The following is a 25,976-nucleotide window of genomic DNA, read 5'->3' on the forward strand; positions in this document are numbered from 1 at the left end:
TCGCACGCCCCGGCCGGCCCCGGCCGAATGCCCCGTAAGGCACGCCCAGCCGGTCCGGACCGGGCCCGGACCCCCGCCCGTACGAGAGGAGCCGTGACATGCGCGCAGCCGTACAGCACGAGACAGGGCAGGACAAGCTCGAAGTCCTCGACGACATCGAGACGGTGGGCTTTGGCCCCGGCAAGGTCAGAATCCGCATCCGGGCGACCGGGCTGTGCCACTCCGACCTCTCGGCGATGAACGGGGTACTGCCGCAGCCCGCGCCGTTCGTTCCAGGTCACGAGGGTGCCGGTGAGATCCTCGACGTGGGCGACGGCGTCACCGGACTCGCCCAGGGGGACCGCGTCCTGATGTGCTGGCTGCCCGCCTGCGGCAGCTGTCCGTCGTGCCGGCGCGGCCAGACCCATCTCTGCCTGGCCGGATTCATGAACGCCGGGACGCCCAACTTCCGGCGCTCCGGCGGGGATGTCTTCGGCTTCGCCGGTACCGGCACCTTTGCCGAGGAGGTCGTGGTCGCCGCCAACTGCGCGGTCCCGATCCCGGATGACGTCCCGTACGAGATCGCCGCGCTGATCGGCTGCGGTGTCACCACAGGACTGGGCGCCGCCCTCAACACCGCCCGGGTGGAGGCCGCTTCCTCGGTGGCGGTCATCGGATGCGGCGGTGTCGGCATCTCCGTCATCCAGGGCGCGAAGGCGTGCGGTGCCGCCCAGATCGTCGCCGTCGACCCGGTGCCCGCCCGCCGGGAGGCCGCGCTGCGCTTCGGCGCGACCGAGGCCGTAGCGCCGGAGGAGTTCGCCGACGCCAAGGCGCGGATCACCGCGGGGGAGGGCTTCGACTATGTCTTCGAGGTGGTCGGCAAGTCCGCCACCGCCCGCACCGCCTACGAGATGACCCGGCGCGGCGGCACCCTGTGTGTGGTCGGCGCGGGGGCCATGGACGACACGTTCCAGGTCAATATGTTCGAGCTCTTCTTTGACGAGAAGCGGATCCTGCCGTCCCTGTACGGCGGCGCGGATGTGCTGCGCTCCTACGAGCGGGCCATCGCCCTGTGGCGGGCGGGCCGGATCGACCTCGAAGGTCTGATCACCCATCGCGTCCAGCTGGCCGAGATCAATGACGCGCTCGACCAGATGCGCTCCGGCACCGCGCTGCGCACCTGCATAGAGATCTGACCCCACCGTTCATCCCTCGCAGCGCACCGCACCGCACCGCGTGCCGCGACCACTGGAGAGGACAGGAATGGCACAGCCACTGGAGGGCCTGACCGCGATCGTCACCGGCGCCGGGCGCGGTCTGGGCCGCGCCGAGGCCCTCGAACTCGCCCGTCTCGGCGCACAGATCATCGTCAACGACTACGGGCAGCCGGGCCGCGACGGTTCGGGCTCGGCCTCCGCGGCGCCCGCCGAGGACGTCGTCGCCGAGATCCGTGCGGCGGGCGGCAGCGCCGTCTCCCACGTCGGTGATGTCGCCGACCACGCGCAGGCCCGTGCGCTGGTGCGGCTGGCGGTCGAGACCTACGGGCAGCTCGACATCCTGGTCAACAACGCGGGCATTCTCCGCGACCGGATGGTGTTCTCGATGACCGAGGACGAGTGGGACTCGGTCATCCGCGTGCACCTCAAAGGCCACTTCAACACCACCCGCTTCGCCGCGGCCCACTGGCGCGAGCGCTCCAAGGCGGCCGGCGGCCCGGTCCACGGACGGATCGTCAACACCTCCTCCGAATCGTTCCTCGCGGGCTCGGCGGGCCAGCCCAATTACGCGGCGGCCAAGGGCGGCATCGTCGGCCTGACGACCTCCACGGCGCTGGCGCTCGGCAAATACGGGGTGACCGCCAATGCGATCTGCCCCCGCGCCCGCACCCGTATGACCGAGGACGTCTTCGCGTCCATCCCTGCGCAGCAGGGGGGCCAGGACGCCGCGGACGGCCGGCTCGACGCCCTCGCGCCCGAGCACGTCGCACCGCTCGTCGGCTATCTCGCCTCACCGGCCGCGGCCCGGGTCAACGGCCAGCTGCTGGTCGTCCACGGCGGCATGGTCGCCATCGCCGAACGCCCGCGGATCGCCGCCAAGTTCGACACCGCGAAGGATGTCTTCAGCTTCCAGGAACTCGATGATCTGCTGACGCCGTATTACGCACAGCGTCCGCCGGAGGAGACCTTCGCGGCGCCCGAGGTGCTGGGCCTCAAGCACGACTGACGGGGCGGACCACGCACCACGGCCGTCAGCACGCACCACTGGCCACGCACCACAGTCGTGGCCAGCACAACGGCCGTGACCTCCGCCCGCCGTCCAGCGGTGCGGTGGTCACGGCCGTGATGCCGTCCGGCGGTCCGGGCGCCCCGGACCGGTGCTACGCGTCCTGCGTCTGCTTGTCCCGGCGGTGCCGGCCATGAGGGGTGGAGCCGGACTCCTCCGCGGCGGCGGGGCCACGGTGCCTGCCGGAGCTTGCGGCCTCGGCGGCCTGGGCGGATGCCTCCTGCGGGCGCGCCTGGGTCGTGTCGGTTCGGGCTTCGGACATGAAGAGAGTCACTCCGTCAGTTCGCTTACAGCTGTACGCGTCGGGACCTCGCCCGACGACCGCCACGGCTGCTCCCGAGCGGCACTGCCGGTGGCCGGTCAACCGGCTGCGCAGCCCCCGCCCGAAATTCTAACGGGGCCGGAAATCACGCTCCACCGGGTCTGCCGGGCCGCCAGAGGTGCCTCTTGCAAGGGAACTGGCCTGCACGTTTGGGGATGTCCGGGGATACACGGCGGTTCCGCGTCCATGGCCTGAGGTTGTGCAGATGCTGTGGAGCGGTTGTCGGAATCCACTGCATCCTGGACAATTTCCGCGCCCTTCTCGGTAGCGCCCCTGGGGGGCGAGGTCTCCGGGGGACTCACGGGCTCCACGGCCTCCACGGGCGTCACGGACCCCACCGGTTCCGCGGGCTCCACTGGCCCCGGCAGTCGCACCGGCTCCACCGGCCGTGGCGACCCCACCCGCCCCACCGGCTCCCCCGCCACCGCCATCCGCGCCACCCCGCACGGCGCCGCCTCCGTCGCGTACGGCAGCAGCAGTTCGCCGCCCGCCGTCCACAGGCCGGTCCCCGTCAGCCAGCCCTCCGGAGCCGGGTACTGCCGCAACTGCCGCCCGGAGGGCCGCCAGACGCCCAGCCAGGTGCCGCGTGCCGAGGCCATCCGGAACGCCACCGCACAGCTCTCCGGCGCCAGCATCTGCCCTGGTTGCACCGCGAACGGCGTGATCGTCCCTTCGGTGGGCCGCAGGCACTCCGGGAAGCGCACCGGGAGGCTGCTGCCCAGTACGTCCCAGCCCAGCCGGCCGTGCCCCGGGGCGTCCGAGTGCACGAGCAGCAGCCCGCTGTCCGGATCGGCCAGTAGCAGCCGGTCGTTGCTCTCCTCGGTGATCTGCAGCAGCGGACCGGTTTCGCCGCCCCGTTCCAGGTCGACCACCACGGTCTTGGTCCGGCCGTCCAACTCCCGGTCCAGCGCCAGCAGTCGGCCGACGCGGTCCAGCCACACGCCGCCCGTGCAGCGCCCCGGGATCCGGGTGACCCGCTCGGGTCCGCCGGTCCCGCCGTGCACCAGCCACAGCGTGGTGTGGTCCGCCCCGGGCGCGAGCGCGTACGCGAGGGTCCCGCCCGGGGCGGGCGGCAGCAGGATCAGCCGGGGGGCCGCCACGGTGCCCACCATGAGGTGGCTCGTTCCGGGGCCCGCCGGGTAGAGCAGGGAGACGGCGAAACGGTCGGCGACCCGGCGCAGGATCAGCACCCGTCCGTCCGTGAGCGGCAGCACCGAGCTGTCCGGCTCCTCGGGCTGGGTGCCCGGCAGCGGCACGGCGTACGGCTCGGGGCCGCTCAGTGTCCAGCGCTCCGGAAACCAGCTTCCGGCGGCGTCGTCGTGCCGGGCGAGCCGGGCGGCGTACGAGCCGTCGGCGGCGATCGTCAGGCGCCCGCCATACGGGCCGGCCGGCGCCATGGTGTCCTCAGTGGCACAGATCGTCATCGAGTGGTCACCTCCAGTCGGCAACCGAAGGTAGTTTTCGTACTTCCGGCCGAACGCTGAAAGTTGTGGCACTTCACGTATAAGGGTGGCAGTTGTCCGGTTCGCCGGTGCCGGGTGGCGCGATTGTGCTCCGGAGTTCCAGGGCCCCGGCCGCCCCGGGCCGGTGCGTCCGACAGGAGCGGCACCGGGCCGTCCGTTCCCGCGCTCGCCTAAGGGGGAGCGTGAGGGGGAGGCGGCAGAGGGAGAGGGGTGGAGGACCCGACGCCATGTCACAGCCGGGAGGTAACCTTCCCTCCGTGCCCGTACTGTCTGAAGTCCTCACCGCGCTCGACGCCCTCTGGCCCCCCGAGCGGGCCGAAGGGTGGGACGCCGTCGGCACGGTCTGCGGAGACCCCGATGCTGAGGTCCGCCGTGTGCTGTTCGCCGTCGACCCGGTCCAGGAGATCGTCGACGAGGCGGTGACGCTCGGCGCCGACCTGCTCGTCACCCACCATCCGCTCTATCTGCGCGGTACGACGACGGTCGCGGCCGCCACCTTCAAGGGCAAGGTGGTGCACACCCTCATCAAGCACGACATCGCCCTGCATGTCGCGCACACCAACGCCGACACCGCCGACCCCGGTGTCTCCGACGCCCTGGCCGGCGCCCTGGACCTGCGCATCACCGGCCCGCTGGTCCCGGACCCGAGCGATCCGGCGGGCCGCCGCGGCCTGGGCCGGATCTGTGAGCTGGCGCATCCGATGACGCTGGCCGAGCTCGCCGCCCACGCCGCCGAGCGGCTGCCCGCCACCGCGCAGGGCATCCGGGCGGCCGGTGACCCGGACCGTGAGATCCGGACCCTCGCCGTCTCCGGCGGCTCCGGCGACAGCCTCTTCGATGACGTACGGGCGGCCGGTGTGGATGCGTTCCTCACTGCCGATCTGCGTCACCACCCGGCCTCCGAGGCCACCCAGAAGAGCCCGCTGGCGCTGCTCGACGCCGCCCACTGGGCCACCGAATGGCCGTGGTGCGAGCAGGCCGCAGCCCAGCTCGACGCGGTCTCCGAGCGGCACGACTGGGGCCTGCGCACGCATGTCTCCCGTACGGTCACCGATCCCTGGACCGCCCACGCGGCGTCCACCCCACCCGTCACCCCGACGCACACCACAGGAGCCCCACGCTGAACGCCGCGCCCGCCGACCAGATCCGCCTCCTCGACGTCCAGTCCCTGGACGTGAGGCTCACCCAGCTCGCCCACCGGCGCAACAACCTCCCCGAGCTGGCCGAGCTGCAGACCCTGGAGGCCGACCTCATCCAGCAGCGCGACCTGCTCGTCGCCGCGCAGACCGAGGAGAGCGACACCAGCCGCGAGCAGACCAAGGCCGAGCAGGACGTGGACCAGGTGCGCCAGCGCGCCGCCCGCGACCAGAAGCGCCTGGACTCCGGTGCCGTCACCTCCCCCAAGGACCTGGAGAGCCTCCAGCGCGAACTGGCCTCCCTGGCCAAGCGCCAGGGCGACCTGGAGGACGTCGTCCTGGAGGTCATGGAGCGCCGGGAGGCCGCCCAGGAGCGGGTCACCGAGCTCACCGCCCGGGTCGAGGCCATCCAGGCCAAGGTCGACGACGCCACCACGCGCCGGGACGCCGCCCACTCCGAGATCGACGCCGAGCGGGCGACGGTCGCCAAGGAGCGTGAGCTGACCGTCGCCGACATCCCGGCCGATCTGCTCAAGCTCTACGACAAGATCCGCGCCAAGGAGGGCGGCGTCGGCGCGGCCCGCCTCTACCAGCGCCGCTGCGAGGGCTGCCGTCTGGAGCTGAACATCACCGAGGTCAACGACGTGCGCGCGGCCGCCGCCGACGCCGTCCTGCGCTGCGAGAACTGCACCCGCATCCTGGTCCGCACCCCCGACTCGGGTCTGTAGGCCGCCGTGGCCCGCACGCTGATCGTCGAGGCGGACGGCGGCTCCCGGGGCAATCCGGGGCCGGCCGGTTACGGTGCGGTCGTCCTCGACCCGGAGTCCGGCGAGGCGCTCGCCGAGGCCGCCGAGTTCATCGGCACCGCGACCAACAACGTCGCCGAGTACAAGGGGCTGGTGGCCGGTCTGCGGGCGGCGCACGCCCTGGATCCGGAGGCGAGCGTGCGGGTGCGGATGGACTCCAAACTGGTCGTCGAGCAGATGTCCGGGCGCTGGCAGATCAAGCACCCGGACATGAAACCGCTGGCCGCCGAGGCCAGATCGGTCTTCCCGGCCGGCCGGGTGACGTACGAGTGGATCCCCCGCGCGCAGAACAAGCACGCCGACCGGCTCGCCAACGAGGCGATGGACGCGGGCAAGACAGGCAAGCAGTGGGAGCCGCGCGACTCCAGAGCGGCGCTCGCGACCACCGCCACCCCCGCCCGCAGCGCCGCCGCCCGTGCCGCCGACGACGCCGCCGAGACGGCGGAGGCGGCGGACGCGGCCCCCGGTGCCCCGGCGGCCGGCTGGGGCGCCCCCGACCTCGGCCCGCCCGCGACCCTCGTCCTGCTGCGGCACGGCGAGACCGCGCTGACGCCCGAGAAGCGGTTCTCCGGCAGCGGCGGCACCGACCCCGAGCTGTCCGCCGCCGGACGCCGGCAGGCCGAGGCGGCCGCCACCGCGCTCGCCGCCCGGGGCACGATCCAGGCCGTCGTCAGCTCACCGCTGCGGCGCTGCCGGGAGACCGCCGAGGCGGTCGCGGCCCGGCTCGGTCTGGAAGTCCGGATCGAGGAGGGGCTGCGCGAGACCGACTTCGGGGCATGGGAGGGGCTGACCTTCGCCGAGGTGCGCGAGCGCTTCCCCGAGGACCTCGACGCCTGGCTCGGCTCCGCCCGGGTGGCGCCCACCGGAGGCGGTGAGTCCTTCGCGGCGGTCGCCCGCCGGGTCGCCGTCGCCCGCGACAAGCTGCTGGCGCGGTACGCGGGCAAGACGGTGCTGCTGGTCACGCATGTGACCCCGGTCAAGACGCTGGTCCGGCTGGCGCTGGGCGCCCCGCCGGAGTCGCTGTTCCGGATGGAGCTGTCCGCGGCCTCGCTCTCGGCGGTCGCGTACTTCTCGGACGGCAATGCGTCGGTGCGGTTGTTGAACGACACGTCGCATCTGCGGTAGCGGGGCGTCCCCGATACCGGCGGCAGGGGCGGCGCCCCCGTCCGCCGCCGGATGACCGCCGTACGCACACGGGCCCGGCACCTCGGACGACCGAGGCACCGGGCCCGTCCCCGTACGTACCGCCGTCAGGCCGCCAACGCCGCCGCCCCCTGGGCGAGTTGGCGCACCCGCCCCCAGTCCTTCGCGGCCAGCGCGTCGGCCGGCAGCATCCAGGTGCCGCCGACGCACCCGACATTGGGCAGCGCCAGATAGGACGGCGCCGACTCCAGGCCGATCCCGCCGGTCGGGCAGAAACGGGCCTGGGGGAGGGGCGAGGCCAGCGAGTGCAGATACGGCGTGCCGCCCGCCGCCTCCGCCGGGAAGAACTTCATCTCGGTGACGCCCTCCTCCAGCAGGGTCACCACCTCCGAGGCCGTCGAGACCCCCGGCAGAAACGGCACCCCGGAGTCCTTCATCGCGCCCAGCAGCCGCGGCGACCAGCCGGGACTCACCAGGAAGCGGGCGCCGGCCACGAGGGCGTCCTCCACCTGCTCGGGGCTGAGCAGGGTGCCCGCGCCGACCACCGCTTCGGGGACCTCCTCGGCGACGGCCCGGATCGCGTCGAGCGCCGCGGGCGTCCGCAGGGTCACCTCCATCGCGGGCAGCCCGCCGGCGACGAGCGCACGGGCGAGCGGTACGGCGTCATCGGCGTCGTGCAGCACGACGACCGGGATGACGGGGACGAGCCCGAGGACGGAAGGGGCCCCGGGGGAGGAGGCGGCGCGCGTCACGCCGCCCATGGTGCGCCCAGGCGCCCACGCTCCGCAACGGGCGTTGCACATGCCGCAACAGGGGGGTGCCCCGCTACAGCTCCGTGACAATCACATCCACCGCCCACGCCTTGCCGCCCTTCGCGGGCGCCTCGGCCTCCACCGCGTACCCCAGCTCCCGCAGCGCCGCCACCAGCTCCTCCGGACCCGCCGGATCGAGCCCCGCCGACAGCAGATCCCGCACCAGCCGCCCCTTCGTCGCCTTGTTGAAGTGGCTGACCACCGTCCGCTTCTCCACACCGGCCACGATCTTCGATTGCAGCACCCGCACCGTCGCGGTCCGCCCGGCCACCTCGCCCTTGGGCTTCCACGCCGTCGCATACGCCGCCGAGCGCAGATCGAGCACCAGCCCGTCCCCGGCGGCCTCCGGCAGCACCTCGGCCATCGGCGCCCGCCAGTACGCGCCCAGCGCGCCGAGCCCCGGCAGCTTCACCCCCATCGAGCAGCGGTACGACGGAATCCGGTCGCCGATCCGCACCGCGCCCCACAGCCCCGAGAACACCAGCAGCGACCGCTCGGCCCGCCGCCGCGCCGCCGCGTCCAGCGACGCCAGGCCGAGCGCGTCGTAGAGCACCCCGGTGTAGATCTCCCCGGCCGGGCGGGTCCCCGCCGTCCGCAGCCCCGCGTTCTTGGCGATCTCGCCCCTGAGGCCGTCGCTGAGCCCGAGCACCTCCTGGGCCTTGGTCTCATCCGCCGCGCACAGCTCGACCAGCTCCGCCAGCACCGTCTCCCGCGCCGCGGTCAGCCCCGGCAGTGACAGCGCACCGGTGTCCAGCGGCGCCCCGGCCTCCGCGGTGGCCTTCCCTTCGGACGGCGGCAACAGCACGAGCACAGTGTTTCTCCTTCACGGCGATACGGGCGGGGATGCGGCCCCGGGAAAGCGTATGGCCTGCCGCGGCCGGGCGAAGACCGCGCGCGGCGCCCGGGGCCCGCGGCGGCGCCACCGCACGGCGCGCCGGGAGCGGCCGCCCGCCATACGCTCGGTGTCATGCCCCGTCTCCATATGCATGTGACCGACGCAGCCGAGGCCCCGCTGCGTGTCGCGCTGCATGAGCTGCGCGGCAAGCTGGAGATCCCGGACCACTTCCCGCCCACGGCACAGGCCGAGGCGGAGAGCGCGGCCCGCGCCCCGCGGATCCCGGCCGCAAACGGCGCCGTGGCGACCGAACACACCCTGGAGGACGCCACCGACCTCCCCCTCTTCACGCTCGACCCGCCCGGCTCGCTCGACCTGGACCAGGCGATGTTCCTCTCCCGCCGCCCGGCACCGCGCGGGTCGAAGGCCCGCGGCGGCTACCGCGTCCACTACGCCATCGCCGACGCCGCCTCCTTCGTGACCCCGGGCGGCGCCCTGGACGCCGAGGCGCACCAACGCGTCACCACCCTCTACTTCCCCGACGAGCGGGTCCCGCTGCACCCGTACGTGCTGAGCGAGGGCGCCGCCAGCCTGCTGCCCGACCGGGACCGCCCGGCCGTCCTGTGGCAGCTCGATCTGGACGGGGACGGCGCCCTGACCGGCGTCTCCGTACGCCGCGCCCTGGTCCGCTCGCGGGCCAAGCTGGATTACCCGGGCGTCCAGCGGGTTCTCGACGACGAGACGGCCGAGGAACCGCTCGCCCTGCTGCGCGAGATCGGCCGGCTGCGGGAGGAGCGGGAGGTCGCCCGGGGCGCGATATCCCTGAACGTCCCCGAGCAGGAGATCGTCGAGCAGAACGGCCGCTACACCCTCGAATACCGCGCCCCGCTCCCCGCCTACGCCTGGAACGCGCAGATCTCCCTGCTCACCGGCATGGCCGCGGCCGAGCTGATGCTGGCCTCCGGCACCGGCATCCTCCGTACGCTGCCCTCCGCCCCGGACGGATCGGTCGCCCGGCTCCGGCTGACCGCCCGCGCGCTCGGCGTCGACTGGCCCCACCACACCTCGTACGCGGCGCTGATCCGCACCCTGGACCCGCGCCGCGCCACCCACGCGGCCTTTCTCCAGGAGTGCACCGCCCTGCTGCGCGGCGCCGGCTACACCACCTTCGACGGCACCCCACCGGCCCCCTCCGAGGCCCTGCACGCCGCCGTCGCCGCCCCGTACACGCATGCCACCGCACCGCTGCGCCGCCTGGTCGACCGCTACTCCTCCGAGCTGTGCCTGGCGGCCTCGGCCGGTGCCGCACCGCCCGAGTGGGTCCGTACGGCGCTGCCCGCGCTGCCCCGTGAGATGGAGCTGGGCACCCAGCGCGCCAACCAGGTGGAGCGGGCCTGTGTCGACCTCGTCGAGGCGGCGCTGCTGCGCGACCGGGTCGGCGAGATCTTCGAGGCCCTGGTCGTCGAGATCCAGGAGAAGGACCCCACCCACGGCACCGTCCACCTCTACGACCCGGCCGTCATCGGCACCGTCGAAACCACCCCGGAAGGCCCCGCCCTCCCCCTCGGCCACCGCATCCCCGTCCGCCTCACCGAGGCCGAACCGGGCCATCACGCGGTCCGCTTCACACCTGCCTGAGCGGGAGACTCGCTGTTTTCGGGGCGCGGCTGCTTCCGGTGCCGTGCTCGTTTCCGGGGGTCCGGCCGTTTCCGGGGGCGTGGCCGCTTCCGGCGTCCCGCTCGTCCCCGGCACCCCCGCCCGCCTCAGCCGCCCCGCCCCGCGCCGCCATCCCGGCCCGTATGGCCGCCACCGCTTCCCGCGCCTCATCGCAGTGGAACCGCACCGTACGGACCGTCTCCCGCCGCCCCAACAGCCGGACGGCCACCACGGGTTCGGACAGTTCGACGGTGACCGAGGTCTGCCCCGCGACCGGCAGCTCGGTCACGCCGCTGCCGTCGCCGCTGCCCTCGCCGCCGCCCTTCCGCTGCTCCTTGCCGAACCGGAGGTCGTAGCGGACCGAGGCGATCCGCTCCAGCGGTATCCGAATCTCCCGGCGCGCGCCGTCCCGCAGCCGCAGCACCTCGGCCCCCAGCACATGCGGCCGGGTGACCGCCGCCGCCTGCAGCCCCAGCACCGTCAGCACGGTGTACCCATCGATGAACAGCATCACCTCGTGCACCACCGCCTTACCGGCGAGCAGCACGCCGAGCCCGACCGTCTCCACCCCACACACGAACGCCAGCCCGTAGACGAGCGCCGCCTGCGCCCCCGCATACCCCAGGGCCCGCTCACCCGGCGCCACCCCGATCCGCCGCCGCGCCACCCACCAGCCCAGACTCCTCAGCCACCGCCCCTCATGGGCGGCCAGCCGGCGCACCGCCGCGGCCCGGCTCATCGCGCACGCTCCGCGACCAGCTGGATCGCCCGGCGCACGGCACCGGCCTGCGCGGGCGCGAAGTGCGCGTAGTACGCCGCCAGGAAGCCGCCGTCCGTCTCCGCACCCGGACCGGCCGCCCGCTCCCAGTCCTCCCCGCCGACCTGCCCGATCACCGAGTCCGGAATGCAGTCGGCGAGCGCCCGCGCCGCCGCTTCCACGCGCGGATCGTCCGCCGTGGCGTCCACCAGCGCATCGAGCAACCCGTATACCTCGTACGTCCGCTCCATCGCCCCCGGTGCCGCAGCCATCTCGCCGAGCATCGCGACCATCCGCTTGTTCCCCTCCTCGCCCCCCATCGACTCCAGCAGGGCCAGCACCTCCCGCTCCTTCGACGCCACGGCGGGCTCCGGGCCCGGCCGGGTGGCCGAGGTACGCGCCATCTCCGCGAAGAGCGCCGCCAGTTCGTCCGACACGGGGCCCTCGGCGGGCAGCCCGCCGTGCTCCTCGGCCTGCCGCCGCACCGCGGCCAGCCGGGCCCGCCGCGCCCGGAGCTCCTCCTCCTGACGCGCCAGATCCGCGTCCAGCTCGTCCAGCACCTCGTGCAGCTCGCGCCCGGCGTCGTCGGCGAGAACGTCCCGCACCTCGTCCAGCCCGAGCCCCAGCTCCGTCAGCCGGCGCACCCGCGCGAGCGCGACCGCGTCCCGCAGCCCGTAGTCCCGGTAGCCGTTCGCACGGCGCTCCGGCTCGGGCAGCAGCCCGAGATGGTGGTAGTGGCGCACGGCACGGGTGCTGATCCCGATCAGACCTGCAAGCTCACCGATTCTCATGTGCTCAGTAGAAACGTTGCCGCTGCGACAAGGTCAAGGACGTACCGCCGGGACGGGCCTGGCCGGGGCGGGTGCCCCCTACGGGTAGCATGGTCGGCACGGCGGACGAGCCGGCCGGACGGCCGCGTGGGGATCTCACGATCCTCCCGAGGAACGTCCGGGCTCCACAGGGCAGGGTGGTGGGTAACGCCCACCCGGGGTGACCCGCGGGACAGTGCCACAGAAAGCAAACCGCCGGAGGCTTTGGCCTCCGGTAAGGGTGAAACGGTGGTGTAAGAGACCACCAGCCTCCGAGGTGACTCGGAGGGCTAGGTAAACCCCACCCGGAGCAAGGTCAAGAGGGGGCATCGGCTGATGCCCCTGCGCGGACGACCGAGGGCTGCCCGCCCGAGTCCGCGGGTAGACCGCACGAGGCTGCCGGCAACGACAGCCCTAGATGGATGGCCGTCTCCCCTCGGCCCGCAAGGACCGGGGGTGACAAAACCCGGCGTATAGGCCGACTCGTCCGCCATTCCGCCTCTGAGCAGGTGTTTCTCCTGGGCAGGGGCCCATTTTCGCAGGTCAGCCGGGTGAAGGAGCAACCCTCGGCTGGTACGGCCCGGATGTCTGTGCGGACGTGGGCTCTGAGCTTGCTGCACGCAATCCGCACCGAGCTCAATTGACGCGTGTCTGAAAGTTCCTGCGAAGATCTGACCAGGGCCTGAAATGCCGTGGGTTGAACCGGACGCTGGTACCGAAGATGCTTTAGGTCAGGGTTCGGCGTGCTGTCAGCGGCCTTCGGCGTACGACACATCTTCCGGCCCCGGACCGGCCGGGCGGGCCCGAGGCACGCCCACCACGCGGCTGAACCCAGTACCTCCGGCGACAGAAGCCGATGAGACCGCCCCCTCGCTGCGCAGAGCAGCGTCGGCTGTGGTTGAGCCCGCGTACTCCGCCCCGCATCGACTTGTGCGTAACTCCCGCCGAGGGATGCGTGATTCGCCTTCTCCGATTCAAGAGGTGCATGCATGTGACTCCGATGCCGTCAGACAGTCAGGAACTCAACCAGGCCGGGCCGGTCGACGCGAAGCTGCTCCGCCGTGCGTGCGGCCACTTCGTGACCGGCGTGACGGTGATCACCAGCGGACGCGGCGAACAGGCTGCGGGGACCACGGTCAACTCGTTCACGTCGGTCTCCCTTGATCCGCCGCTGGTGCTGTTCTGCCTGCACAGCGAATCGCGGCTGCGCGCGGTGGTGGAGGACTCAGGCGTATATGCCGTGAACTTCCTGGCCGCCCAACAGGAGCCGCTGGCCTGGGCGTTCGCCGGCCGGGCTACGGCTGTGGTGCGGGATGTGGCGCACCGCCCGTCGGTGACGGGGGTCCCCGTGCTCAATGACGCCCTGGCCTTCCTCTCCTGCCGCCTGGTGAACACTTCCGAGGTCGGTGACCACACCGTCTTCGTCGGCGAGGTGGTCGAACTGGGTGTGCCGGAGCAGAGCCAGCAGCCACTCGTCTTTTTCCGCGGCGAGATGGGCTCACTCCAGGCAGCGGTGTGACGACGCCCGTGCCGGCCCCGGAACAGCGTGCCGGCACCGCCAGACGCCTTGCTGCCATCGACCACCCGCGAGCTGTACGCGGCAGAGGAGTTCCTCATGACATCGGCGACCGCAGTGGTTGCTCCGATCCCGAACCACGCGTTGATGATCCTTCTGCTCCAGGCCGGCGTACTGCTGGCGGCGGCGATGCTGCTGGGGCAAGTGGCGCGGCGCCTCGGCATGCCGTCCATCGTGGGAGAGCTGGCCGCGGGGGTGATCCTGGGGCCGTCACTGCTGACCCAGGTGGCCCCGGGCGTGGCGCACTGGCTGTTCCCGCAGGACGCGGCTCAGATGCATCTGCTGGACGCGCTGGGCCAGCTCGGCGTCATCCTGCTGGTCGGTTTCACAGGCATGCACGTGGACCTCAGGCTGGTGCGCCGCCAGGGCTCGCGAGCCGCGGTGGTGAGCGCCGCGGGTCTGGTCCTGCCGCTGGTGCTCGGCGTCGGGCTGGGGTTCATGCTCCCCGGCGAACTGCGCGCGGAGGGCGCCGACGCCACGGTCTTCGCGCTCTTCGTCGGGGTGGCGATGTGCGTCAGCGCGATCCCGGTGATTGCCAGGACGCTGTTGGACATGAAGCTGATCCACCGGAACGTGGGTCAGATGATCCTGGTGGCGGGCACGATTGACGACGCGGTCGGGTGGCTGCTGGTCTCACTGATCGGTGCCATGGCCACCACCGGTCTGCACACCGGCGAGGTGACACTCGCGCTCGGCCACATGGCGATTCTCCTGATCTGCACGCTGACGGTCGGCCGGCTGGTGGTGCGTACGGCCATGCGTGCGGCCGCCCGCTGCGGCGTCCCCGGCCTGCCCGTCATGACGGCGGTCGTCCTCATGCTCCTGTCGGCGGCAGGCACCCACGCGCTGGGACTGGAGGCGGTGTTCGGGGCCTTCCTGTGCGGCGTCCTCATCGGGTCGTCCAAGGACATCGACACGACGGCGCTGTCACCGCTGAACACCACAGTGATGGCCGTCCTGGCACCGCTGTTCTTCGCCACCGCGGGATTGCGGATGGATCTCAGCGCCCTGGCCGACCCGCGTATCGCGCTGTGGGGCCTCGCGGTGTTCGGCGTCGCGGTCTTCGGGAAGTTCCTCGGCGCCTTCGTCGGGGGGCTGTTCAGCCGGATGAGCCGGTGGGAGTCGCTGGCCCTGGGTGCCGGCATGAACGCCCGGGGCGTGATCGAAGTGATCATCGCCATGATCGGGGTCCGACTCGGCCTGCTGACCGTGGAGATGTACTCCATCGTCGTGCTCGTCGCGGTGCTCACCTCTCTGATGGCGCCGCCTCTGCTGCGTATCTCCATGAACCGGGTCGAGCACACCGCGGAGGAAGAGATGCGCAAACTCCGGGTCCTGTCGGCACAGGACACCACCACCACCACCAGCGGCGGCAAGGACCCGGTCGCCCACCAGTAGGACCTACCCCGAGGCCGCGCCTCCCGGCTGTACCTCTCCGAAAGGTGAACTGTGAACACGATGGATAACGAACTGCGGGACGACAAGCGCTACGACGTCGCCATCCTCGGCGCGGGCATGGCAGGCGGGACGCTGGCGGCGGTGCTCGCCCGCAACGGCGTGAAAGTCTTGGTGATCGACGCGGGTGTGCACCCGCGCTTCGCCGTGGGCGAGTCCACCATCCCGTACACCTCGACCATGACCAAGGTCATCGCTGAGCGCTATCAGGTTCCCGAGATCGCCCCGCTCGCCAGCTTCCGCGGCATCCAGGACAAGATCTCCCCGATGTCCGGACGCAAGCAGAATTTCGGGTTCGTCTACCACCGAGAAGGCAAGCCCCAGGACCCGGAGCAGATCAACCAGTTGGTGATTCCCGAGTGGCAGCGCACCGAGAGCCACCTGTTCCGCCAGGACACCGACGCCTACCTGTTCAACTTGGCTGTCAGCTACGGCGCGGAGGGGCGTCTGGCCACCCGCATCCAGGACATCGACGCCGGCGCGGACGGGGTCGTGCTCCGGTCGGATCGGGGAGAGGAGTTCCACGCCGAGTACCTGGTGGACGGCAGCGGATTCCGCTCGCCGGTGGCGGAGAAGTTCGGCCTGCGCGAGGAGCCGACCCGGGCGCGGCACCACTCGCGCACCCTCTTCACGCACATGGTCGGCGTCACGCCCTTCGATGACGCCGAGGCGGCCGCTGCACACAAGCAGCCCAGCCCCTGGCACAACGGCACCCTGCACCACGTATTCGAGGGCGGTTGGCTCTGGGTGATCCCGTTCGACAACCACGAGGGCGCGCTCAGCACGCTGTGCAGTGTGGGGCTGACAGTGGACGAACGGGTTTTCCCCAAGTCCGACCAGTCCCCTCAGGAGGAGTTCGAAGCATTCCTGGCGCGGTTCCCGCAGATTGCGGAGCAGTTCACCGATGCCAGGGCGGTCCGCCCGTGGGTCGGCACCGGGCGGTTGCAGTACTCCGCGACGCGGACGGTCGGCGAGCGCTACTGTCTGACCGCGCACGCGGCGGGATTCATCGATGCGCTCTACTCGCGCGGCCTGACCAATACGTTCGAGGTCGTCAACTCGCTGGCCTGGCGCTTGATCGAGGCGTCCCGGGACGGTGACTGGTCCACCGAGCGGTTCGCTTACATCGACAGCCTCCAACAGGGGCTGTACGACGTCCATGACGATCTGGTCTACAGCTCCTTCGTCGGCTTCCGCGACTACGAACTGTGGAACGCAGTCTCCCGGGTGTGGAAGGCGACCAGCATCATGCCCACGATGACGTTGGAGCGGGCCTACCGTGCCTTCTTGGAGAACCGCGACGACCAGGTGCTACGCGACCTGGAGAAGTCCGAGACCCCGGGACTCGCGGCCCCCGCCGGCCGGGACATCAGCCAACTCCTGACCTTCACCCGGGAGCTCTGCCAACAGGTCGAGGCCGGCACGGTGCCGTCCGGTCAGGCCGCTCAGGAGATCCTCGCCCGGGTCCGGGAGACCGAGGTCCTGCCCGCGCCGTTCGAGCTGGGAGCTTCGGACAACCGGTGCTTTGAGGCCACGCCCGAGCTCATGCAGCGTGCCCTGGAATGGGGCAGGAACGAGGCGCCCGAGCGCATCAAGAGCCTCTTCGGCTAGGACCGTGTGCGACCGATGAGGTTCGGAGCCAGATGGCGTGGGTGAGGAACCGGGCCGGCGTGGCGAGGTCGGGCGGGTGGCGCTCTGCCACCCGCCCCACTTGGTGATGGATCTCGACGCGCACCGTAGGGGCCAGGGCCTCGGCGCGTAGCCGCATGCGGCGGCACCTGTCAGCGAGGACGGTCGGCCAGCCGTCGCCTGACGGACACTTACCGTAAGACTGCTGTGACGAAGCGCACAGAAAGCAGCGCTACGGTCTGTTAATTCAGGGAGTCCACCGGGGGGTGGGGTTGCAGGCGCACGCCGCGGGGCCCAATTATCTCTTTGGTGTATGAAAGGCGTTTTCACTGGGATTCAACTCTGGAGCGCTTCGGCGTGCAGGTCCACTCCGGTCAATGCGACTCAGCAAACGGCGCAAGCGGTTTGTTATGATGCCCTGAGCATAATGCGGGGAAGACTGGCGCGTCGCACGTGGTGTTCACCCCGTGTGCATGCCATGGGCTCGACCTCGGGCCATGGCGTCAAGTTCATGCGTGTGTGCTCTCCGTAGGTCCTGATCTTGTCGAGTGGACTGTTCGAGGGGGAGACTGTGTTTCACTCAGACCTGACGGGTTCTCACCGGTCAGCTCAACCCGGTGTGGGGCGGCCGGACCCGACGGAGGTGCCACCCCGGGTCTCAGGGCAGACGGGGGGACTCCAGCCGTCCGCTGCCTGGCGGGTGCTCGTGGTGGAGAGTGACACCGAGGACGCTGAACTCCTGGTGCGGGGTCTGCAGCGGCACAGTCACCATGTCGAGCGGGTGGACTCCGGGATGGCCGCGTTACGCGTCCTGGATGACTTCGACCTGCTGCTGCTGGATCTCGAACTACCGGACCTCGACGGCCTTGAGGTCTGCCGCCGGGTGCGCTCCGCCGGTTCCGTTCCGGTCATCGCCGTCACCTCCAGGGGGACCGAGCTGGACCGGGTGCTCGGACTCCAGGCCGGCGCGGACGACTACCTCGTGAAGCCTTACGGGTTCCGGGAGTTGCTGGCCCGGATGGATGCGGTCATGCGCCGCGTCCAGGTGCAGCACCCGGCGACCCGGGTTATTTCGCACGGCGCGCTGAGCATCGACACGGCCGCGCGCCAAGTCAGCCTTGACGGCAGGCAGATCGAGGTGACCCGCAAGGAGTTCGATCTGCTCCACCTCCTCGCGTCGCATCCTGACGCCGTCGTCCCGCGCAACCGGATCATGCAGCAGGTCTGGGGGGACGTCTGGTCGCGGCGGACCGTCGACACCCATGTCAGCAGCCTGCGCCACAAGCTCGGCTCCAGCGAGTGGATCATCACGGTGCGCGGAGTCGGATTCCAGCTCGGGCGTGCCTGAACCTCTGCCGATCCGGCGTGCATCCGGGCGGGGAGGCCCGCCCGGACCAGGTGCGCCGCCTGGCCGCTGTGGACGTCGCCGGCCGCCTGTTGGACAACGTTTGCATTGCCGATGAGTAATTGCACGGCATCTGTCGCCGATTTACCGGGCAATTGACATTGATTTAACATACATTGAGTTGCCTGCGAAGACTTCGCCCGGCATGACAAATTCTGACTTCGATCTGACGCGCGATTTCTTGTAGAGCTCGCGCCGACCGGCAAGACTTGTGGCCATGGCGCCGTGCGATCACGCGCCGGACCCGTCTGTCCGGCGCGTTCCACGGGCCTGAATTCCCTTTCGCATCTCACCGTTTTGGAGGACAGGAATGTCCGAATCCGTGGAATCCCGGGGTTTTACCGACGAAGTTGAACTGCGCCGGATCAACCGGGCGACGGTGGAGCGATACATGGCCACCAAGGGGCAGGACCGGCTCCAGCGTCACACCCTGTTCACCGAGGACGGCAGCGGTGGTCTGTGGACTACCGACACCGGCTCCCCGATCGTCATCAACGGCCGCGACCGGCTCGCGGAGCATGCGGTGTGGTCGCTGAAATGCTTCCCCGACTGGGAGTGGTACAACATCCAGGTCTTCGAGACCCAGGACCCGAACCGTTACTGGGTGGAGTGCGACGGCCGCGGCAAGATCCGCTTCGCCGGATACCCCGAGGGCTACTACCAGAACCACTTCCTGCATTCGTTCGAACTGGATAATGGGAAGATCAAGCAAAACCGGGAGTTCATGAACCCCTTCGAGCAGCTCCGTGCGCTCAGCATTCCTGTTCCGGAGATCAAGCGCGAAGGCATACCCACCTGACCGGCAGCCTCACCGCCTCATTGGAGACTCCTGTGGACGAAGTCTTACGTGATATCCGTAGCTGTGACGCCTTGCAGCAGCCCGAATGGACCGACTTGCCGCAGGTGGACCGCGTGGGGGAGGCGCTTGCAGGCAGACCCGCGCTCGTTCAGGCAGCCGATCTGCGCGTGCTGCGTGGCTCCCTGGCCCGGGTGGCCGCGGGCGAGGCCATGGTGATCCAGGCCGGTGACTGTGCCGAGGACCCGGGTGAGTGCACACCCCAGGACATCTCGCGTAAGGCGGCGCTCCTCGATGTGCTCGCCGGTGCACTGCGCATGGAGGCGCACAAGCCCGTCATTCGTGTGGGGCGCATCGCGGGCCAGCTCGCCAAGCCCCGCTCCAGCCCCACGGAGACTGTGGGCGGCGTCGAAATCCCCACGTACCGCGGGCACATGGTGAACGGGATCGAACCTGATCCGGAAGCCAGGCGCCCCGACCCGCTGCGCATCCTGACGGGCTACATGGCCGCCGACGACATCATGGAGTATCTGGGCTGGCGTCGCCGGGCGGCCGGCCAGGATCCCATCGGGCCGCTGGTGTGGACCAGCCACGAGGCCTTGCTGCTCGCCTACGAGCTCCCCATGCTCCGTACCGACGAGCGGGGCAGGCTGTTCCTCGGCTCCACGCACTGGCCCTGGATCGGCGAGCGCACCCGCCAACTGGACGGTGCCCATGTGGCGCTGCTCGCCCAGGTGGACAACCCGGTGGCCTGCAAGGTGGGTCCCTCGATGGAGCCCGCGGAGCTGCTGGCCCTGTGTGAGCGGCTCGACCCCGACCGGGAGCCGGGACGGCTCACTCTCATCGCCCGGATGGGCGTCGGCCGCGTCGCGGAGCGGCTGCCCCTGCTGGTGGAAGCCGTACGCGCGGCGGGCCACCCGGTCATCTGGCTGACCGACCCGATGCACGGCAACACCGTCGCGGCGCCGGACGGGAACAAGACCCGGCACGTGGAGACCGTCTCGCGCGAAGTCGTGCTGTTCCAGCAGGCGGTGCGGGCGGCCGGCGGTGTATGCGGCGGTCTGCACCTGGAGACCACCCCGAACGACGTCACCGAGTGCGTCTCCTGCGAGGCCGATCTGGACCACGTCGGCGACAAGTACACGACGTTCTGCGACCCGAGGCTCAACCCGCGGCAGGCCGTTTCGGTGGTCTCCGCCTGGTCCGCGTGATTCCGGGCGCGTCCGAGCCCTGATGCAGGCACAGGAAGGCGAAGCCATGTCCGGCATACCCCCTATCGAGTCCTACGTGTTACCGACCGCGGGCGACTTGCCCCCCAACACCGCCCAATGGTCCCCGGACCCGGACCGCGCGGTCCTGCTCGTCCACGACATGCAGCGCTATTTCCTCGCTCCCTTCGCGGCGGACGTACGCGAGCAACTGGTGCGGAACGCCGCCGCACTGCGCGACCGCTGCGCCGCCGCCGGAGTCCCGGTGGCCTATACCGCCCAGCCCGGCGGCATGACCGCACAGCAGCGCGGTCTGCTGAAGGACTTCTGGGGGCCCGGCATGCGCCCGGAGCCGGCCGACCGCGCGGTGGTCGACGAACTGGCGCCCACCGAAGGCGACTGGACGCTGACCAAGTGGCGCTACAGCGCCTTCTTCAACTCCCCGCTCCTCGACCGGATGCGCGAGGCGGGCCGCGACCAGCTGATCTTGTGCGGTGTCTATGCGCACGTCGGGGTCCTGATGACCGCCGTTGAAGCCTTCACCAACGATATCCAGCCGTTCTTCGTCGCCGACGCCGTTGCCGACTTCAACGAGCACTACCACCGCCTGGCCATCAGCTACGCGGCCGAACGCTGCGCCGCCGTCGTCACGGCGAAGGAGGTGTTCGCGTGACCCGGCGCCGGACCACTCCGCCGCCGGCAGCCGACGACCTGCTCGGCCGCGTCCTGGCGGACCGACCGGGCCCCTTCGCCCTGCTGTACCGGCCCGAGGCCGCGGGCACGGACACCGTGGACCTACTCGTCGGCGACGTGTCGACGCACGAGACGCTCGCCGACATCTCCCTGCCCGACGGGCCTGGGCGGCCCACCGGCGCACACCACGAAGTCCTCGTCGTCGTCCCGTACCGGCAGGTCAGGGAGCGCGGATACGCGGTACCCGACGACGGCGCCCCACTGCTCGCGCTGAGCGTCACCGGCCAGCGGCGACTGCCCCTCGCCGAGGTGCTGCACCGTCTGCCGCAGGTGCCTACGGTGCTGAGCGGTGAGCACTTCGACGTCGCAGACGACGCCTACCAGGAGATCGTCCGCACGGTCGTCAACGACGTGATCGGCACCGGCGAGGGCGCGAACTTCGTCATCAAACGCTCCTTCGTCGCGGACATCACGGACTACGGACCGGATAGCGCGCTGTCCTTCTTCGCGCGGCTGCTGGAGCGGGAGGTGGGTGCGTACTGGACCTTCCTCATCCATACCGGCGAGCGCACCTTTGTCGGCGCTTCGCCCGAGCGGCACATCAGCCTCGCCGAAGGCAGGGCTGTGATGAACCCCATCAGCGGTACGTACCGCTACCCGCAGGCCGGCCCCAACCTGCCGGACGTCATGGCTTTCCTCGCCGACTCCAAGGAGACCGACGAGCTGTACATGGTCGTCGACGAGGAACTGAAGATGATGGCCCGGATCTGCGAGTCGGGCGGGCGGGTCATCGGCCCGTATCTCAAGGAGATGGCGCGGCTGGCGCACACCGAGTACTTCATCGAGGGGCACACCACCCGCGACGCGCGCGACATCCTGCGCGAGACCATGTTCGCGCCGACCGTGACCGGCTCGCCACTGGAGAGCGCCTGCCGTGTCATCGAGACGTACGAGCCGAACGGGCGCGGCTACTACAGCGGGATCGCCGGGCTCATCGGGCGGGACGAGCACGGCGGCCGCGCTCTGGACTCCGCGATCCTCATCCGCACCGCGGACATCGACAGCACGGGCCGGCTGAGCATCGGCGTAGGGGCCACCCTGGTACGCCACTCGGATCCGGCCGGGGAGGCCGCCGAGACGCGAGCCAAGGTGGCCGGGCTGGTCGCCGCCCTGGAGTCCGGCAGTGGCGAACGCTTCGCCGGCCATCCGGGCGTACGAGCGGCACTGGAGCGGCGCAACGAACCACTCTCGGACTTCTGGCTCCGGGACCCCGACGACCGCGCGGCGCCGCTGCCGGGTCTGGCCGGCCGCAGGGTGCTGGTTGTCGACGCCGAGGACACCTTCACCTCCATGATTGACCACCAACTCAGGTCCATGGGGCTGGAGGTGACGGTGCGGCGCTTCGATGAGGAGTACGCCCTCGACGGCCACGACCTCGTCGTCATGGGGCCGGGTCCCGGCAACCCGGTCGACCGCGGCCACCCCAAGATCCAGCACCTGCACATGGCGATTCGCACCCTGCTGGACCGGGACACCCCGTTCATCGCCGTCTGCCTCAGCCACCAGGTGCTCAGCCTGGGACTGGGCTTCGCAGTGCGCCGACTGAACGTCCCCAACCAGGGCGTCCAGAAGGAGATCGACCTCTTCGGCCGCCGTGAACGGGTCGGCTTCTACAACACGTTCGCCGCCCGGAGCGCCGAGGACAAGGTTGATGTCGAGGGCATCGGCGTGGTGGAGGTGAGCCGGGACGCCCTCACCGGTGAGGTGCACGCGCTGCGCGGCCCGCGCTTCGCGTCCATGCAGTTCCACGCCGAATCGGTGCTTACCCAGGACGGTCCGCGCATCGTCGCCGCCGCCGTGACGGACCTGCTCGGCCCATGACCAGAGACCAGCCGGAGAAGAATGTGCATTCCTACGTTGTCGTCGACGCCTTCGCCACCCGGCCGCTGCACGGTAACCCGGTGGCCGTATTCCTGGAGGGTGACGGCCTCTCCGCCGAGCAGATGCAACGTGTCGCGGCCGAGCTGCACCTCTCGGAGACCACCTTCGTGCTCCGCCCCGAGCAGGGCGGCGACGCGCACATAAGGATCTTCACGCCCGTCAACGAGCTCCCGTTTGCGGGCCATCCGCTCCTGGGCACCGCCATCGCGCTCGGCAACCGCACCTCGGCGGACCAGCTGAAGCTGGAGACCGCCATGGGCGTCATTCCTTTCGAGCTGGTGCGCAAGGACGGCGTGGTGACCGCTGCCTGGATGCAGCAGCCGGTACCGGAATGGGAGCCGTTCGAGCAGGCCGGCGAACTGCTGGCCGCGCTGGGCGTGCCGAATCCCGCGCTGCCGGTGGAGGTCTACCGCAACGGCCCGCGTCACGTCCTCGTCTGCCTGGACAGCGTCGAAGAGCTTTCCGCCCTCACCCCCGACCACCGTGCCCTCGCGCAGTTCCCCGACATGGCGGCCAATGTTTTCGCCGGGTCGGGGACGCAATGGCGCAACCGGATGTTCTCGCCCGCGTACGGCGTGGTCGAGGACGCAGCCACCGGTTCGGCGGCCGGACCCATCGCCATCCACCTCGCCCGGCGCGGGCTTGTCGACTACGGGCAGCGCATCGAGATCACCCAGGGCGTCGAGATGGGCCGGCCGTCGCCGATGCGCGCGCTCGTCGAGGGCGCCGGCGACCACGTCACTTCGGTCGAGGTGGGCGGTGACGGCGTCGTCGTGATCGAGGGGACGCTGCATCTGTGATCACCCAGCACCCGGCCGCCGCCCTACGGTCCGTCACACGGAGAAAAACATGAGCAACACCAGGTCGGAATCTCTCACCGGAGCCGTGGAGATCGCCTTTCCCGAGTTCGCGGCCCCGCCGTCGGAGCCGATGGGGCTGCTGAGCGCCTGGCTTGATGAAGCAGAGCGCCGAAAGTTCCGCGAACCGAGGGCGTTGGCGCTCGCCACCGCCGACGTCCTGGGCCGCTCCTCGTCCCGGATCGTGGTGGTGAGCCGGGTGACCGGGGCGGGACTCGTCTTCGTCACCCACCAAGGCAGCCGCAAGGGCCGTGAGCTGGCCGCCAACCCATGGGCCTCCGGCGTGCTGTACTGGCGGGAGAGCAGCCAACAGGTCACTGTCGCCGGCCCGGTCGAGCGGCTTCCCGACTCCGAGGCCGATGCCCTGTGGGCCGCGCGAGCGGTGTTCACCCACGCCATGACGACGGCGTCCCGGCAGAGCGAGCCGCTGGACGGCCTCGACGGGGTGGCGGAACTACGCGAGCGGGCCGGGCAGCTGGCAAGGAGCGGGCCGCTGCCGCGTCCCGGCTCCTTCACCGCCTACCAACTCAGGCCCGAGAGCGTGGAGTTCTGGGCCAACGGTACCGAGCGGCTGCACGAGCGGCTGCGCTACGACCGCTGCGAGGGCGGCTGGAACATCAGCCGGCTCCAGCCGTAGCCCCGGCGCTGGACCTGACCTGACCTTTCGAAGCCCCGCGGGGCATTCGAGAACCTCATCGAAGCGGAACGCGAGCACACCATGCAGGCCACTGTCTCTCACTTCCTCCACTCCGGTTTCCACTCCTCCGCGCAGCGCCACCCGGGTCGCCCGGCCCTGCTCCTCGACGGGCGCTCCTGGACATACAGGGAGTTGGACGGGGTGGTACGTGTCTGGGCCGCCGCGCTCATCAAGGCCGGCAAGCGGCCGAAGCGGGTGGGGATCCTCGGCCACCGCAGCCTGGTCACGTACGCCGGTTTCCTGGCAGCTTCCTATGCCGGCGCCACGGCGGTGCCGCTGAACAAGAAGTACCCGGTTGCCCGCAACAAGGACATCGCCGAGCAGGCGGGCCTGGACGTGATCCTGGCCGACCATGGCTCGACCGGCCGGCTCGCCGAACTGCTGCGTGAGATGACAGACGCTCCCGCGGTCCTCCTGCCGGAATCGGCCGAGGCGCCCCCGGGCATCCCTGCCGCCGTACCGGTAGTGACACGTGAGGGCGTCGAGGGCTGCACCCCCCTGGCCGACCCGGTGTTCCCGGACACCGAGGACGCCGCCTACCTGCTGTTCACCTCGGGCTCAACCGGCCGCCCCAAGGGCGTTCCGGTCTCGCACGCCAACGTGGCCTGGTTTCTGCGTGTCAACGCTGAACGGTACGGATTCACGGAGTACGACCGCTTCACACACACCGCCGACCAGACCTTCGACCTGTCCATATTCGACCCGTTCATGGCCTGGGCCAGCGGGGCGTGCCTGGTGCCCATGGACTCCCACCAGCTTCTGTCCCCGCTCGGCTTCATCCGTGAACACGGCATCACGGTCTGGCTCTCGGTGCCCTCCGTCGCCGCACTCCAGGCGCGCAGAGGACTGCTGGAACCGGGCAGTCTGCCGTCACTGCGCTGGAGTCTGTTCTGCGGCGAGGCGCTGCCCGTGCCGGCCGCCCGTGCCTGGCAGGAGGCGGCCTCCGGGTCGGTGTTGGAGAACCTCTACGGGCCCACGGAGGCAACCGTTGCGTGCCTGGTGCACCGCTGGGACCCGCGGACCTCGCCGGAGCGTTCAGTGAACGGGATCGCGCCGATCGGCGCACCGTACCCGGGCATGGAGGTCGCTCTACTGGCCGAGGACGGCACCCCGGTGCCCGACGGCGAGACGGGTGAACTCTGCCTGTACGGGCCGCAGGTGTTCGCGGGCTACTGGAAGGCGCCGGAGCAGACCGCGCGCGCCTTCCACACCACGCAGCACGGCGACGAGCCCCGCAGGTGGTACCGCACGGGTGACCTCGGCCGGAGGGGAGACGACGGGGAGTACGTCTACATCGGTCGCCTCGACACCCAGGTGAAGATCCTCGGTCACCGCATCGAGACGGGCGAGGTGGAGGCGCACCTCCTCCAGCAGGAAGGGGTGGCGCAGGCCGTGGTGCTGGCCGTGCCGGGCGAGGAGGACGGTGCCACCGTATTGGCCGCCATCGTGTCCGGCGACGGCATCGACATGCACACGGTGGAAAAGGGGCTGAGCCAGTCCCTGCCCCCGTACATGATTCCGCTGACCTTCCACGCCCTGGACGACTTCCCGCTGAACACCAACGGGAAGGTCGACCGCACGACACTGCGCGACCAGGTGATCTCCGGCGAGTTGGAACCGTTCCCGCTGTGATCGGCACCGCCTCGGACAGCTCGCGGACGAGCAACAGGAACGACTCGCGTCGAAAGGGACACCAGTGAAGGTCGGCAATCTTTATC

General features: G+C 70.7%; 23 protein-coding genes and 1 other RNA gene. 18 read left to right on the forward strand and 6 right to left on the reverse strand.

The window, feature by feature from the left end; translation table 11 throughout:
- The first annotated feature begins 98 nt into the window (after window positions 1-98).
- Together STRTU_RS25220 and STRTU_RS25225 are read left to right on the forward strand one after the other, a co-directional pair.
- Window positions 99-1,175, forward strand: coding sequence for a Zn-dependent alcohol dehydrogenase (locus STRTU_RS25220; protein ID WP_159746319.1), 1,077 nt, complete (start codon window positions 99-101; stop codon window positions 1,173-1,175).
- A 67-nt stretch (window positions 1,176-1,242) separates the two neighbouring features.
- On the forward strand, window positions 1,243-2,202 hold the full coding sequence (locus tag STRTU_RS25225) for a 3-oxoacyl-ACP reductase (RefSeq protein WP_159746320.1): 960 nt from the start codon (window positions 1,243-1,245) through the stop codon (window positions 2,200-2,202).
- 154 nt (window positions 2,203-2,356) lie between these two features.
- On the opposite strand, the gene STRTU_RS25230 is transcribed toward STRTU_RS25225, so the two are convergent.
- Complete coding sequence (locus tag STRTU_RS25230; RefSeq protein ID WP_167539201.1) at window positions 2,357-2,524, reverse strand: hypothetical protein; 168 nt, start codon at window positions 2,522-2,524, stop codon at window positions 2,357-2,359.
- Window positions 2,525-2,622: 98 nt separating this feature from the next.
- The gene (locus tag STRTU_RS25235; RefSeq protein ID WP_159746321.1) at window positions 2,623-4,008 is read right to left on the reverse strand and encodes a hypothetical protein; all 1,386 of its coding nucleotides are present in this window, start codon (window positions 4,006-4,008) and stop codon (window positions 2,623-2,625) included.
- A gap of 296 nt (window positions 4,009-4,304) precedes the next feature.
- Between STRTU_RS25235 and STRTU_RS25240 the strand changes: the two genes are divergently transcribed.
- The 3 genes from STRTU_RS25240 to STRTU_RS25250 are packed head-to-tail and all read left to right on the forward strand — an operon-like array spanning window position 4,305 to window position 7,114.
- Window positions 4,305-5,171 carry a Nif3-like dinuclear metal center hexameric protein gene (locus tag STRTU_RS25240; RefSeq protein ID WP_159746322.1) on the forward strand — a complete coding sequence of 289 codons (867 nt, stop codon included), beginning with the start codon at window positions 4,305-4,307 and terminating at the stop codon, window positions 5,169-5,171.
- The gene (locus tag STRTU_RS25245) at window positions 5,168-5,911 is read left to right on the forward strand and encodes a zinc ribbon domain-containing protein (protein WP_218039336.1); all 744 of its coding nucleotides are present in this window, start codon (window positions 5,168-5,170) and stop codon (window positions 5,909-5,911) included. Before STRTU_RS25240 ends, STRTU_RS25245 begins: the two co-directional genes overlap by 4 nt.
- Window positions 5,912-5,917: 6 nt before the next feature.
- Window positions 5,918-7,114 (forward strand): bifunctional RNase H/acid phosphatase, encoded by a 1,197-nt coding sequence (locus STRTU_RS25250; RefSeq protein ID WP_159746323.1) that lies wholly within the window; start codon window positions 5,918-5,920, stop codon window positions 7,112-7,114.
- A gap of 125 nt (window positions 7,115-7,239) precedes the next feature.
- Here STRTU_RS25250 and eda read toward each other — a convergent pair whose 3' ends face one another.
- Together eda and yaaA are read right to left on the reverse strand one after the other, a co-directional pair.
- On the reverse strand, window positions 7,240-7,893 hold the full coding sequence (gene eda, locus STRTU_RS25255) for a bifunctional 4-hydroxy-2-oxoglutarate aldolase/2-dehydro-3-deoxy-phosphogluconate aldolase (protein ID WP_159746324.1): 654 nt from the start codon (window positions 7,891-7,893) through the stop codon (window positions 7,240-7,242).
- Between the two features lie 64 nt (window positions 7,894-7,957).
- Window positions 7,958-8,755 (reverse strand): peroxide stress protein YaaA, encoded by a 798-nt coding sequence (gene yaaA / locus STRTU_RS25260; RefSeq protein WP_159746325.1) that lies wholly within the window; start codon window positions 8,753-8,755, stop codon window positions 7,958-7,960.
- Window positions 8,756-8,911: 156 nt separating this feature from the next.
- Between yaaA and STRTU_RS25265 the strand changes: the two genes are divergently transcribed.
- On the forward strand, window positions 8,912-10,417 hold the full coding sequence (locus STRTU_RS25265; protein ID WP_159746326.1) for an RNB domain-containing ribonuclease: 1,506 nt from the start codon (window positions 8,912-8,914) through the stop codon (window positions 10,415-10,417).
- On the opposite strand, the gene STRTU_RS25270 is transcribed toward STRTU_RS25265, so the two are convergent.
- Together STRTU_RS25270 and STRTU_RS25275 are read right to left on the reverse strand one after the other, a co-directional pair.
- Entirely contained in the window at window positions 10,404-11,174 is a 771-nt protein-coding gene (locus STRTU_RS25270; RefSeq protein WP_246241191.1) for a hypothetical protein, read from the reverse strand. The genes STRTU_RS25265 and STRTU_RS25270 overlap by 14 nt on opposite strands.
- Window positions 11,171-11,983, reverse strand: a complete 813-nt coding sequence (locus tag STRTU_RS25275) for a MerR family transcriptional regulator (protein ID WP_159746327.1) — start codon at window positions 11,981-11,983, stop codon at window positions 11,171-11,173. Before STRTU_RS25275 ends, STRTU_RS25270 begins: the two co-directional genes overlap by 4 nt.
- Before the next feature lie 106 nt (window positions 11,984-12,089).
- Here STRTU_RS25275 and rnpB point away from each other — a divergent pair.
- The 12 genes from rnpB (at window position 12,090) to STRTU_RS25335 (ending at window position 25,890) form a co-directional block, all read left to right on the forward strand.
- Window positions 12,090-12,491: RNase P RNA component class A (gene rnpB, locus STRTU_RS25280), an RNA gene on the forward strand.
- 510 nt (window positions 12,492-13,001) lie between these two features.
- Complete coding sequence (locus tag STRTU_RS25285; protein WP_159746328.1) at window positions 13,002-13,520, forward strand: flavin reductase family protein; 519 nt, start codon at window positions 13,002-13,004, stop codon at window positions 13,518-13,520.
- A gap of 96 nt (window positions 13,521-13,616) precedes the next feature.
- Entirely contained in the window at window positions 13,617-14,975 is a 1,359-nt protein-coding gene (locus STRTU_RS25290) for a cation:proton antiporter (RefSeq protein WP_159746329.1), read from the forward strand.
- Window positions 14,976-15,035: 60 nt separating this feature from the next.
- Entirely contained in the window at window positions 15,036-16,643 is a 1,608-nt protein-coding gene (locus STRTU_RS25295; protein ID WP_159747211.1) for an NAD(P)/FAD-dependent oxidoreductase, read from the forward strand.
- Between the two features lie 727 nt (window positions 16,644-17,370).
- A complete protein-coding gene (locus STRTU_RS25300) occupies window positions 17,371-18,009 on the forward strand; it encodes a response regulator transcription factor (protein WP_159746330.1) in 639 nt (212 codons plus the stop codon).
- 367 nt (window positions 18,010-18,376) lie between these two features.
- Window positions 18,377-18,865: a PhzA/PhzB family protein gene (locus STRTU_RS25305; RefSeq protein ID WP_159746331.1), complete on the forward strand. Its 489-nt coding sequence runs from the start codon at window positions 18,377-18,379 to the stop codon at window positions 18,863-18,865.
- A gap of 32 nt (window positions 18,866-18,897) precedes the next feature.
- A complete protein-coding gene (locus tag STRTU_RS25310; protein ID WP_159746332.1) occupies window positions 18,898-20,073 on the forward strand; it encodes a 3-deoxy-7-phosphoheptulonate synthase in 1,176 nt (391 codons plus the stop codon).
- A gap of 46 nt (window positions 20,074-20,119) precedes the next feature.
- On the forward strand, window positions 20,120-20,743 hold the full coding sequence (locus STRTU_RS25315; protein ID WP_159746333.1) for an isochorismatase family protein: 624 nt from the start codon (window positions 20,120-20,122) through the stop codon (window positions 20,741-20,743).
- Complete coding sequence (locus STRTU_RS25320) at window positions 20,740-22,644, forward strand: anthranilate synthase family protein (protein ID WP_159746334.1); 1,905 nt, start codon at window positions 20,740-20,742, stop codon at window positions 22,642-22,644. Before STRTU_RS25315 ends, STRTU_RS25320 begins: the two co-directional genes overlap by 4 nt.
- On the forward strand, window positions 22,641-23,504 hold the full coding sequence (locus STRTU_RS25325) for a PhzF family phenazine biosynthesis protein (protein WP_269777388.1): 864 nt from the start codon (window positions 22,641-22,643) through the stop codon (window positions 23,502-23,504). The genes STRTU_RS25320 and STRTU_RS25325 overlap by 4 nt, the downstream gene beginning before the upstream one ends.
- 49 nt (window positions 23,505-23,553) lie before the next feature.
- Window positions 23,554-24,198: a phenazine biosynthesis FMN-dependent oxidase PhzG gene (gene phzG, locus STRTU_RS25330; protein WP_159746335.1), complete on the forward strand. Its 645-nt coding sequence runs from the start codon at window positions 23,554-23,556 to the stop codon at window positions 24,196-24,198.
- An 81-nt stretch (window positions 24,199-24,279) separates the two neighbouring features.
- Window positions 24,280-25,890: an amino acid adenylation domain-containing protein gene (locus STRTU_RS25335; protein WP_159746336.1), complete on the forward strand. Its 1,611-nt coding sequence runs from the start codon at window positions 24,280-24,282 to the stop codon at window positions 25,888-25,890.
- Window positions 25,891-25,976 lie beyond the last annotated feature (86 nt).

The sequence above is a fragment of the Streptomyces tubercidicus genome (assembly GCF_027497495.1).
Lineage (GTDB): Bacteria > Actinomycetota > Actinomycetes > Streptomycetales > Streptomycetaceae > Streptomyces > Streptomyces tubercidicus.

Bases quoted from the DNA above. Each gene is read 5' to 3' on its own strand.
- STRTU_RS25220 (WP_159746319.1), top strand. From the start codon at position 99: ATGCGCGCAGCCGTACAGCACGAGACAGGGCAGGACAAGCTCGAAGTC.
- STRTU_RS25225 (WP_159746320.1), top strand. From the start codon at position 1,243: ATGGCACAGCCACTGGAGGGCCTGACCGCGATCGTCACCGGCGCCGGG.
- STRTU_RS25230 (WP_167539201.1), bottom strand. From the start codon at position 2,524: ATGTCCGAAGCCCGAACCGACACGACCCAGGCGCGCCCGCAGGAGGCA.
- STRTU_RS25235 (WP_159746321.1), bottom strand. From the start codon at position 4,008: ATGACGATCTGTGCCACTGAGGACACCATGGCGCCGGCCGGCCCGTAT.
- eda (WP_159746324.1), bottom strand. From the start codon at position 7,893: ATGGGCGGCGTGACGCGCGCCGCCTCCTCCCCCGGGGCCCCTTCCGTC.
- STRTU_RS25265 (WP_159746326.1), top strand. From the start codon at position 8,912: ATGCCCCGTCTCCATATGCATGTGACCGACGCAGCCGAGGCCCCGCTG.
- STRTU_RS25270 (WP_246241191.1), bottom strand. From the start codon at position 11,174: ATGAGCCGGGCCGCGGCGGTGCGCCGGCTGGCCGCCCATGAGGGGCGG.
- STRTU_RS25275 (WP_159746327.1), bottom strand. From the start codon at position 11,983: ATGAGAATCGGTGAGCTTGCAGGTCTGATCGGGATCAGCACCCGTGCC.
- STRTU_RS25285 (WP_159746328.1), top strand. From the start codon at position 13,002: ATGCCGTCAGACAGTCAGGAACTCAACCAGGCCGGGCCGGTCGACGCG.
- STRTU_RS25290 (WP_159746329.1), top strand. From the start codon at position 13,617: ATGACATCGGCGACCGCAGTGGTTGCTCCGATCCCGAACCACGCGTTG.
- STRTU_RS25295 (WP_159747211.1), top strand. From the start codon at position 15,036: ATGGATAACGAACTGCGGGACGACAAGCGCTACGACGTCGCCATCCTC.
- STRTU_RS25305 (WP_159746331.1), top strand. From the start codon at position 18,377: ATGTCCGAATCCGTGGAATCCCGGGGTTTTACCGACGAAGTTGAACTG.
- STRTU_RS25315 (WP_159746333.1), top strand. From the start codon at position 20,120: ATGTCCGGCATACCCCCTATCGAGTCCTACGTGTTACCGACCGCGGGC.
- STRTU_RS25325 (WP_269777388.1), top strand. From the start codon at position 22,641: ATGACCAGAGACCAGCCGGAGAAGAATGTGCATTCCTACGTTGTCGTC.
- phzG (WP_159746335.1), top strand. From the start codon at position 23,554: ATGAGCAACACCAGGTCGGAATCTCTCACCGGAGCCGTGGAGATCGCC.
- STRTU_RS25335 (WP_159746336.1), top strand. From the start codon at position 24,280: ATGCAGGCCACTGTCTCTCACTTCCTCCACTCCGGTTTCCACTCCTCC.